10 protein-coding genes and 1 other RNA gene are annotated in these 9,708 nt (G+C 46.2%); 4 read left to right on the top strand and 7 right to left on the bottom strand.

Annotated features, from left to right (window positions below; translation table 11 throughout):
* The 4 genes from CAG65_RS06170 to smpB all read right to left on the bottom strand — a co-directional run.
* On the bottom strand, nucleotides 1–125 hold a 125-nt coding region (locus tag CAG65_RS06170), incomplete at its 3' end, for a helix-turn-helix transcriptional regulator (protein WP_161452871.1).
* A gap of 394 nt (nucleotides 126–519) precedes the next feature.
* A complete protein-coding gene (locus CAG65_RS06165) occupies nucleotides 520–1,746 on the bottom strand; it encodes an integrase domain-containing protein (RefSeq protein WP_161452869.1) in 1,227 nt (408 codons plus the stop codon).
* Between the two features lie 182 nt (nucleotides 1,747–1,928).
* Nucleotides 1,929–2,296, bottom strand: a transfer-messenger RNA (tmRNA) gene (gene ssrA, locus CAG65_RS06160).
* A gap of 67 nt (nucleotides 2,297–2,363) precedes the next feature.
* Entirely contained in the window at nucleotides 2,364–2,852 is a 489-nt protein-coding gene (smpB, locus tag CAG65_RS06155; protein WP_021706627.1) for an SsrA-binding protein SmpB, read from the bottom strand.
* Nucleotides 2,853–2,969: 117 nt separating this feature from the next.
* Here smpB and CAG65_RS06150 point away from each other — a divergent pair, with 117 nt between their 5' ends.
* On the top strand, nucleotides 2,970–3,413 hold the full coding sequence (locus tag CAG65_RS06150) for an SRPBCC family protein (RefSeq protein ID WP_021706628.1): 444 nt from the start codon (nucleotides 2,970–2,972) through the stop codon (nucleotides 3,411–3,413).
* Entirely contained in the window at nucleotides 3,403–3,759 is a 357-nt protein-coding gene (locus CAG65_RS06145) for an RnfH family protein (protein WP_021706629.1), read from the top strand. The genes CAG65_RS06150 and CAG65_RS06145 overlap by 11 nt, the downstream gene beginning before the upstream one ends.
* A 67-nt stretch (nucleotides 3,760–3,826) precedes the next feature.
* On the opposite strand, the gene bamE is transcribed toward CAG65_RS06145, so the two are convergent.
* The 3 genes from bamE to nadK form a co-directional block, all read right to left on the bottom strand.
* Complete coding sequence (gene bamE / locus CAG65_RS06140; RefSeq protein ID WP_021706630.1) at nucleotides 3,827–4,186, bottom strand: outer membrane protein assembly factor BamE; 360 nt, start codon at nucleotides 4,184–4,186, stop codon at nucleotides 3,827–3,829.
* A 165-nt stretch (nucleotides 4,187–4,351) separates the two neighbouring features.
* Nucleotides 4,352–6,016 (bottom strand): DNA repair protein RecN, encoded by a 1,665-nt coding sequence (gene recN, locus CAG65_RS06135; protein WP_161452867.1) that lies wholly within the window; start codon nucleotides 6,014–6,016, stop codon nucleotides 4,352–4,354.
* Between the two features lie 232 nt (nucleotides 6,017–6,248).
* Complete coding sequence (gene nadK, locus CAG65_RS06130; RefSeq protein ID WP_161448233.1) at nucleotides 6,249–7,133, bottom strand: NAD(+) kinase; 885 nt, start codon at nucleotides 7,131–7,133, stop codon at nucleotides 6,249–6,251.
* A 146-nt stretch (nucleotides 7,134–7,279) separates the two neighbouring features.
* Here nadK and grpE point away from each other — a divergent pair, with 146 nt between their 5' ends.
* Nucleotides 7,280–7,888, top strand: coding sequence for a nucleotide exchange factor GrpE (grpE, locus tag CAG65_RS06125; protein WP_161452865.1), 609 nt, complete (start codon nucleotides 7,280–7,282; stop codon nucleotides 7,886–7,888).
* A gap of 324 nt (nucleotides 7,889–8,212) precedes the next feature.
* Nucleotides 8,213–9,487: a dicarboxylate/amino acid:cation symporter gene (locus CAG65_RS06120; protein ID WP_161452863.1), complete on the top strand. Its 1,275-nt coding sequence runs from the start codon at nucleotides 8,213–8,215 to the stop codon at nucleotides 9,485–9,487.
* Nucleotides 9,488–9,708 lie beyond the last annotated feature (221 nt).

Here is a 9,708-nt window from a genome sequence, read left to right as displayed (position 1 = left end):
GGAATTGACGGTGGGAAAGTTCCATCGTTAATTTTGCGGTGAAGAGTCGCTCTTGAGAATGGAACGCGCTGTAGAACGTCAGATTTACGTACGATTTTTAGAAGAGGAGTTGTATTTACAGACATAACGATACCTACATTAATTCATGTCTAGTACTAACTTTATATTCCAATACTTACACTGATCCACGGAAGTTTATTTTCAGTGAAGGAATACCTAGATGGGACTGAAGCCTATTGGATTGCAGACTCATTCCTTAAAAATTAAAGGAAGGTATTCGTATGTAATGAAATATTGAAGTCTTCAAAAAGGCTCCGAAAGTTAAGTTAATACCAAAACAATAAAAAAATAGTTAAACCGAAGCTTAACTGAAATAAGATTCGTTGCCGCGTAGCGGACTTTAAATGCCTGTTTCCTATGTGAAAATTAAATATTTAGACGCGATTTAAAATAATGTGGGTGATTCTCATCGTCAATACAAAAATACCCACATATCATTAAAAGTGTGACATGTATCAATTATCGTGAGGGTTTTGCTATTGTGTTGGTGTTTTTAGAAGCATCGAGTATGAAGTTGCTCCACCATTCCATTATCTTACGACGCTCCTGGAGGTACTCAGCATTGTTGTAGATGTCACGAATCGTGTTCTTGTCTACGTGTGCTAGACACAGCTCAATAGCATCTTTGTTGAAGCCCTGTTCGTTGAGCGCTGTACTGCCAATTGAGCGTATACCATGGCTCACCAACTTTCCCGCCATACCTGCGCGTTTCATTGCGGCGTTGATACTTTGACTGTTCATGTGTTTGTCTGCTGAGCTAGCGCTTGGGAAAACATATTGTTGACCGAATGATATAGGCTTCATAAAGTTCAATAGCTGTAATGCAGCACCTGAAAGAGGGATCTTATGGTCGCGTTTCATTTTCATTTTATCTCGACCAATGATCCAAAGCCTGTTTTCGAAATCTATTTCATTCCATTCGGCTCTAGCGCACTCATTTGGGCGAGTTAGCGTGTGAAGCTGAAACTCAAAGGCACAACGAGTAGTAAGCTTGATATTTGCCAATGACATTTTTTGCATAAGAATATTTAGATCATCAGGCTTTATCGTAAGCATGTGTTCAGCTTTTGGCTTTTTGAAAGCTTTCGAGATGTTTTCGAACCGATTGAATTCAACTTTGCCGCAGTGTTGTGCATAAGTCATAACTTCATTTAAGCGTTGACAGACGCGTCTTACTGTTTCTAAAGCTCCTTTCGCTTCAATAGGTCGTAATGTTTGAATTACTGTTTGAGTAAGTAATTCGTTAACAGGCATATTTCCTAAATTCGGAAACACATGCAGTTCAAGAGATCGCCAAATGTCATCTGCATAATCATCTGACACATCGTGCTTCTTCACTTCAAACCATTCTTCAGCGACAGCTCTTAACGTGTGAGACTGTGCTATCTGAGCATTAAAACGTTGGTTATCTCTGTGTGTTTTGGGATCTACACCCTCGGCTACCAACTGGCGCATCTCTCTTGTTTTTTCTCTCGCGGACGCGAGAGTGATGTCAGGAAATGCACCAAGACTGATGTTCTTACGTTTTTTAGTAGTTGGATGGATGTAGTTGAAAATCCAAAGTTTTGCGCCATTCGGCTTTATACGTAAGTACAGACCGTTGCCATCTGCAAGCGAATATTCTTTCTCTAAGGGCTTAGCTTTGGTTACTTGAGTTGGTGATAAGGGCTTGATTTGCCTAGCCATTTAATAGTTCCTTTCTGATGTAACACCAATTTGTGTTGTTATTGGTTAGTGTTACGCAGAATGTTACTAAATGACTGAGATTAAGTGAATCTCGATGAGACACCCTGAACCACTTAAAGTTAGATAGGACAAGGGCTTAGAAAAGAAAACGGGACGTCCTGAGACGTCCCGTTACTAGTGATTGGTGGAGCTGGCGGGAGTTGAACCCGCGTCCGAAAATCATTCATCTTTGGTACTACATGCTTAGTCGATCTTTAATTTCACCACCCAACTGCGAACCGACACGCGATCGAATGGCTAACCTGAATTAGATCTCACGCTTCATCCCTCAGGTGGGGGAATCCACGCCAGCTTGATTTGGTTTGACCTTCCTTGATTCCCCGTCTTACAAGCGGAAGCTAGGGAGGAAGGGCTCTAAGCAGGGTATTAAGCTGCTAGTGCGTAGTTTTCGTCGTTTGCGACTATTTTTTTGCGGTTTTTTAACGAGGCCTACCGCACCTCGGCATGCACCTTAGACTTCAAAATTCCCGTCGAATCCTGAATCAGCCCCAAGGTATGATTCGCATACTACCAGAAAAGCTTAAGCTGTCCAGTGATATGCGTTTAAGTGGTTAAGATTAGCGCAGGTTGTTGCTCTTCATAACACGAGCTTTCTGGCGTTGCCAATCTCTGTCTTTTATGTCAGTACGCTTATCGTGCAGCTTTTTACCTTTCGCGACACCTATCTTAATTTTAACCCATGAACGCGACCAGTACAGCGACAGTGCCGTCAGTGTCATTCCTTCACGGTTAATGCGGCCAAACAGATTATCGAGCTCCCGGCGTGAAAGCAGCAGTTTACGCACGCGTGTCGGGTTAGCGACCACGTGAGTAGATGCTTGTGTCAACGGCGTAATGGACATGCCACTGATAAAGGCTTCTCCTTCGCGCATGTACACATAGCTTTCTGCAATGTTGGCTTTACCCTGGCGAAGTGATTTCACTTCCCAGCCCTGTAGCTCCAGGCCCGCCTCGATCTCTTCTTCGATGAAGTATTCGTGACGTGCTTTTTTGTTCAGAGCGATGGTATTGCTACCTGCTTTTGTTTTGGATTTTTTCTTTGCCATAATGGCTGCATTATACGGATTGGGTTGCAGTTAGGAAGTCCTTTTATTTGCTCTTAACGAGAATAAAAGTAAAATCCGTGAGAGCCTGAATTCCAGGCGAGGTATCAAGAGGTAGATATGAAGCAAGTTACCCGCTCCGCTTTGGTGTCTTTTAGCGCCGAGCAGATGTTTGATCTGGTCAATGATGTGGAACGCTATCCGGAGTTTTTGCCCGGTTGTTCCGGTGCTCGTGTCCATGAATCATCAGACAGCGTAATGACGGCTTCAGTCGATGTCTCGAAAGCCGGGATCAGTAAGACGTTTACCACCGCAAATGAACTGTCGCCGGGCACGGCGATACTGATGACGCTGGTGGACGGCCCGTTCAAAACCCTCAAAGGAGGGTGGTTTTTTACTCCGCTTGATGAACAGGCTTGTAAAGTCGAGCTGAAATTGGAGTTTGAATTCTCCAGCAAGATGATTGAGATGGCGTTTGGTAAGGTCTTCAATGAACTAACCAGCAATATGGTCAATGCGTTTACCAAACGAGCAAAACAGGTTTACGAGTGTTATGAGTATTGAATCAGACATGATTCATGTTGAGGTGGTGTATGCCTTACCTCAAGAGCAGCGAGTGATAGCGTTGGTCGTCAATAAGAACATGACGGCAGAAGAGATCATTCGAGAATCCGGTGTGCTGGAGCTCTATCCGGAAATTGATTTGAAAAAAAATAAAGTCGGAGTGTTCAGTCGCAACATTAAGTTGGATGCAACTGTGCGTGATCGTGACCGGATTGAAATCTACCGCCCGTTACTGGCGGATCCCAAAGAAATTCGCCGCAAACGTGCTGAGCAGGCCAAAATGGAAGGCAAAGCCGACCCGGTCACCGGGGGGAAACCCAATGCTCAACGTAAACACGACGAATAGACGATGTCAGCTCCAAAGTGAAAAGGCTCACCAGTGGTGAGCCTTTGTTGTCTGTGGAGAGCGGCGATCAATTCAGGCCTTCGAAGAATCCTTCACTGGCAGGGTAGTCTCCGGTAATTTTTGTCAGAGCACCGGCATCGTTAAAATTCACCACCAGATTTTTTTGTACCGAATCGTTGTGACCCTCGGTATGGTGATAAATGTAGTACCAGGTATTCGGGTAGCCGTTTTCAATGAGCATCGGAGAGCCAAGCACATAGCGTACTTGTTCCTTGGTCATGCCAAACTTCAATTTATCGACCGCTTCCTGCTCAACGTAGTTACCTTGGTTGATGTCGATGCGATAAACCAGTTTTTCCAGCAGAGAACAGCCGGTCAACATTGTCATCGCCAGTGGAACTGCGATTAACCACTTCTTCAATTGCATACTTAAATTCTTAGCTACTTATTCATTAAACTGGGCTGATAATAAACAAGCTGGGAGCTAATGTAAAAAGCTCCCTGCTGTTTGAATTGTTTCTGACCATGAATTTTGAATTTGGTTGCAATAACGAAGCAAATTTGCCAACGAAATGGACTTTTTGACTCGCGTTTAGGCGGCAATCAATAATTCTTTGGCGTTGGCCAGTGTGCTCTCTGTGATTTGGCTGCCGCCAAGTAGGCGAGCCAGTTCGGACACGCGTTGCTCAACATCCAACAACCGCATTTGTGTTTCGGTTTTGCCTGCTTTAGTCTGCTTAGCAACAAACAGTTGCTGGTGACCACAGCCAGCGACCTGAGGTAAATGGGTGACGCACAGCACCTGTGTGGACTCTCCCAGTGTACGCAGCATTTTTCCAACCACGGCTGCGGTCGGACCGCTGATACCGACATCGACTTCATCAAAAATCAGGCTTGGTGTATCCACTTTCTGCGCTGTGATGACCTGAATGGCCAGCGAAATACGCGACAGTTCGCCGCCAGACGCCACTTTTGAAATGGCTTGCAGCGGCTGTCCAGGGTTGGTGGACACTAAGAAAGTGACCGTATCCAGGCCCAGTGGAGAAGGACGATGATTGTTGTTGTCCACATCAATACAGAACTGCGCTTTTTCCATACTCAGTTCGTGCATGCTGCTGGTAATAAGCTTGTTCAGTTCCTTAGCGTAACGACAACGCGATTTGCTCAGCTTTTCTGCACTGTTGATAAAGGCCTGATATTTTTCCTCGACGTCCTGTGCCCGCTCACTCAATCTTTCATCGGAACAGTCCAGAGCATCGACTTGAGCCAGAAGGTCCTGATGATGCGAATACAGCACTTCGGGCAGTACCTGATGCTTGCGAGCCATCGACATGACTTTAGAAAAACGTTCCTCCACATAAACCATTCGGGACGGGTCCACGTCAATTCCATCCAGATAGCTGCGCAGTTCACAGTTGGTTTCTTCAATCTGAATAATGGCGTCGGCCAGCATGTTCGGCAGCTCAGCCAACTTTTCATCCAGCTCCGCCAACTGAATCAGGGACTGACTGGCTGATTGGAGAATACCAAGAGCATTAACCTCTTCACCTTCGTAAATAAGTTCAATGGCTTGCTGACAGGTAGAGGCGAGTTCGCCGCTGTTTGACAGACGTCTGTGCTCTTGCTCGAGTTCTTCAAATTCATCTTCACCAAGGGATAGCTCGTTGAGTTCTTTGATTTGATATTCCAGCAGCTGCTTCTGTGCCTGATTGGCGGCGCTGTTTTCCTTGAGTTGCTTCAGGTTGTTATCCGCCTGACGCCACTTTTGATAGGCATTACGGGTGCTTTTCAGCAGGTTAAGGTGTCCGGCATACTGATCCAGCATGGCCAACTGATACTCACTTTTCATCAATTGATGATGCGCATGCTGGCCGTGAATATTGATCAGCAACTGGCCGAGTGATTTCAGTTGAGAAAGGGGGACCGGACTGCCGTTGATAAAGGCTCTTGAGCGGCCTTCTTTGGTGATGGTACGGCGCAAAATACATTCGCTGCCGTCCAGCAGGTCGTTATCTTCTAGCCAACGGGTTGCGTGAATATTGTTGTCGAGCTGAAAAGCCGCACTGACTTCCGTCTTTTCTTCTCCCTGACGTACCATGCTGGCTTCAGCCCGGCCACCCAGGCACAAACCAAGCGCATCGATGGCGATGGACTTACCAGCACCGGTTTCACCCGTGATGGTGGTCATCCCCGTAGATAGCTCGAGTTGTAAAGACTTAACAATCGCAAAATTATTAACACTTAGATGAGCCAGCATTTTTAGATACCTGTTTAAATGAACAATACTGTATATAAGTGCAGTATATACTGTTTCTTTATACAGTAAAGCCGGGAGGCGAAATTTTTTTGTGAGCAAGATCGGTAACTTGGAAACCGGCGTTTTGACAGCGAAAGGGAGTGATGAAGAAGAAAAAACGGGGAGATGGGCGGTTTGACAAAGGCGTGAGCATAGGCCGTCAGGGCAATGCAATGCCCTGGCGGAGAAGGAATTAAAACAGTTTACTCGACCACCCTAGCTTTTTGCGTAAAACGTGGTAGTAACTGTAATCTTTGGGATGGATCAGGCGCAGTACGTTCGGACTTTGGAAAATATGGACTTCATCGCCCGGTGATACTGGCAACGAGATTTGGCCGTCACAGCTGACTTCCTGCGTACCGCGATTGTCTGGGGAGACAACCAGTTTGATTTTTCGATTGCCATCGACCACCAAGGGGCGGCTCGACAGGGTATGTGGAAACATGGGTACCAAACTGATGGCGTTTAAGCTCGGAGACAAGATTGGCCCGCCACCGGACAGAGAGTAGGCCGTCGAACCGGTTGGAGTGGACACTATGATGCCATCCGAACGCTGTGAAAAGGCAAAATTGTTATCAATGTAGACTTCGAACTCAATCATGTGTGCGACTTGGCCCGGATGAAGTACCGCTTCGTTGAGCGCCGCATTATGACTTTTTACCTGGCCGTGGCGGTGCACTTCGGCCTCTAACAGAAAACGTTCTTCTTCCATATACTCGCCCTGCAAAACTTTATGCAGCGCTTGTTGGAAGTCCTCAGGGTTTAAGTCAGTCAGAAAGCCAAGATTGCCGCGATTGACACCTATGACGGAGACGTTAAAACGCGACAGCACCCGGGCAGCACCAAGCATGTTTCCGTCACCGCCGACCACGATCGCCAGATCCGCCACATGACCAAGTTCAATCAGGCTGGCAAACTGCTTTGACGGGATGTCGTCGAGAATGTCGCTCAAACGATCGTCAATCAGTACATGGTAGCCTTCGGCTGTCAGCCACAAATACAGATCTTTATGTGTCTGTATTGCCTGCTGATCCCGGGGTTTCCCTATAATGGCGATCACGTTAAACGGTTTTTTCATAAGCTTTCCAATCGAAATGGGCTTGAATCAAAAATCTTCATCCCCATAATAATGGCAAGTTACCCTATTATGCGAATTTTTATGTGTCTGAACCTTAAAGAAATAGCAGGTTCAAACCCAAAAGAAAGTTGAATTCTGGAGATATCATGAGCAACCAAGAAAAAAAGATGCACGAAGAAGAGCTGCAACAGCAAGAGACGGTTGAGGTCGATACTGAAGCGGAAGCGGTAGGCACAGATGCGGATATCGAATGGAACGAAGAATCGGCGTTGGATGAGACTGAAGCGAAGATCGCACAATTAGAAGCGGCGTTGCTGTCAAGCGAAGCGAAAGTGAAAGAACAGCAGGACGCCGTACTTCGTGCAAAAGCCGAAGTTGAGAACATGCGCCGTCGTACTGAGCAGGAAATTGACAAAGCGCGTAAATTTGCGCTGAACAAGTTTGCTGAAGAGCTGTTGCCGATTATTGACAACCTTGAGCGTGCGATTCAGGCGGCGGATACGGAAAGCGAAGTGGTTCAGCCAATCCTGGAAGGGATTACGCTGACACACAAAACCTTTATCGATACCATCAGTAAGTTTGGTCTGAAAGAGATCAACCCGGAAGGTGAAGCGTTCAATCCAGAACTGCATCAAGCAATGTCGATTCAAGAGAGTGCTGACCATGAGTCCAACACGGTGATGTTTGTGATGCAAAAAGGTTATGAGCTGAACGGCCGCGTCATTCGCCCTGCGATGGTGATGGTTGCCAAATAATTCTGCAGCGTTACGGATAGCAAAGAGAGGCCACTGGCCTCTCTTTTTTTATCGCGACTGATCGGATCAGGTCAAAAATACTCAATATGCAACAGTAGTGTTATATTGTGTGTTAAGTGATTGTTGAGGTTGTTTTTTGGAGGTTTGTGGTTGAGTTTTATTAGGAATTGGTAATTTATTCTAAAATGAGCGATGTAACACTTTTGTAAATAAAGTCTTCAAAATGTAAATGTCGTGTGTATGATGCACTGACGTTCAGCGTTTAAAACGGAATGAACGTCTTAATTATTATAAAAGATCAACACAACATCCTGGAGACGTACGATGGATAAATCGCTCTCAAGTAAAATTTTTATAGGCTTGTTTGCTGGCCTGCTAATTGGTACTGCGATTCAGTACCTGTTTAGCGGCGTTACTATTTTTGATACTTACCTGCTTGGTGCGGCAGAAGGAGCAGGGGGCATGTTTGTCTCACTGATCAAACTGCTGGTGGTGCCGCTGGTTTATGTATCAATTGTGTGTGGTATTGTTGACCTGAAAGACATCAGTGCTTTTGGTCGCCTTGGTGGGAAAACTTTTGCACTCTACATTATTAATACCATCATCGCGATTACTGCTGCTCTGACTGTGGGGCTAATCTTCCAGCCTGGCGCGGATGCCCATCTGGCTGGCACGATTTCAGAAAGTGTCAAACTGACCACGACAGAAACCCCAGATATCTTTTCTCTGGTGGTGAACATTGTACCGAGTAACCCGGTACAGGCGTTTGCCAACGGTGACATGCTGCAAATCATTTTCATGGCGATTCTGACCGGTCTGGCGATCCAGGCTCTGGATTCGCGTGGTGGTCCGGCGATTCGCACTTTCAAAATGGCCAATGAGATCATGATGAAGCTGGTTGGTTTGGTGATGAGCCTGGCGCCGTATGGGGTATTTGCTCTGATGATCCAACTCGGCGCAACACTTGACGCGAACACATTGATGTCCGTGGCAGGTTATGTCGCTCTGGTGGTGGCTATGCTGGTATTTTGGATTTTTGTGTTTTATCCGATGGCGGTTGGATTGTCGACGGGTGTGACGCCGAAACAGTTCCTGCGTGCGACTCGTGAACAAATCCTGTTCTCACTCTCGACGGCCAGCTCCAATGCGACCATTCCTGTGACAATGCGCACGTTGACTGAGAAGCTGAATGTGTCTAAATCTGTTGCCGGTTTTGGTGTGCCGCTGGGCGCGACCATGAACATGTCCGGTGTGTCTATCTATATCGCACTGGCGACGATGTTCGTTGCCAACGCTTTTGGCCAGCCAATTAACACCGCCGACATCTTTACTTTGGGTCTGACGATTCTGCTGCTGTCGATCGGTGCGGGTGGCGTACCGGGTGGTGGTGTGGTCATGGTGGGCGTGTTGTTGCATCAACTGGGCTTACCACCGGAAGGTCTGGCAATCATTGCTGCGGTTGACCGCATCAACGATATGTTCTGTACATCGTCAAACGTAGTGGGTGATACGGCTGTTAACACCATCGTTGCCAAAACCGAAGGGGAAATCTCAGACGAACAGGCTGTTGAGATTGTAACGGCAGAAGCCAATTCTTAATCACTGATAATCAAAAGAAAACGGAGCCCAAGTGGCTCCGTTTTTTTATGTGTGAATGGTTTTTCAACAAACCCTTACAAAAAGTAGAAAAAAACATAACTTTTTTGTTTTTAACCCTTGAAAAGCATTTTGACGCCCTTATCTATGTGGCATAGAGAAGCAAACATTGATTATTTTTGTTTGTGAGCAAGGGTTGAAACCCGATTCTCCTTCCCCCACAT

It is taken from the genome of Vibrio sp. V39_P1S14PM300 (genome assembly GCF_009904765.1).
GTDB classification, from domain to species: domain Bacteria; phylum Pseudomonadota; class Gammaproteobacteria; order Enterobacterales; family Vibrionaceae; genus Vibrio; species Vibrio proteolyticus.
Note: the sequence above shows the minus strand (reverse complement) of the source record. Positions and strands in the feature narration are given on the sequence as shown.

Bases quoted from the DNA above. Each gene is read 5' to 3' on its own strand.
- CAG65_RS06120 (WP_161452863.1), top strand. From the start codon at position 8,213: ATGGATAAATCGCTCTCAAGTAAAATTTTTATAGGCTTGTTTGCTGGC.
- nadK (WP_161448233.1), bottom strand. From the start codon at position 7,133: ATGAAAAAACCGTTTAACGTGATCGCCATTATAGGGAAACCCCGGGAT.
- grpE (WP_161452865.1), top strand. From the start codon at position 7,280: ATGAGCAACCAAGAAAAAAAGATGCACGAAGAAGAGCTGCAACAGCAA.
- bamE (WP_021706630.1), bottom strand. From the start codon at position 4,186: ATGCAATTGAAGAAGTGGTTAATCGCAGTTCCACTGGCGATGACAATG.
- CAG65_RS06165 (WP_161452869.1), bottom strand. From the start codon at position 1,746: ATGGCTAGGCAAATCAAGCCCTTATCACCAACTCAAGTAACCAAAGCT.
- smpB (WP_021706627.1), bottom strand. From the start codon at position 2,852: ATGGCAAAGAAAAAATCCAAAACAAAAGCAGGTAGCAATACCATCGCT.
- CAG65_RS06150 (WP_021706628.1), top strand. From the start codon at position 2,970: ATGAAGCAAGTTACCCGCTCCGCTTTGGTGTCTTTTAGCGCCGAGCAG.
- CAG65_RS06145 (WP_021706629.1), top strand. From the start codon at position 3,403: ATGAGTATTGAATCAGACATGATTCATGTTGAGGTGGTGTATGCCTTA.
- recN (WP_161452867.1), bottom strand. From the start codon at position 6,016: ATGCTGGCTCATCTAAGTGTTAATAATTTTGCGATTGTTAAGTCTTTA.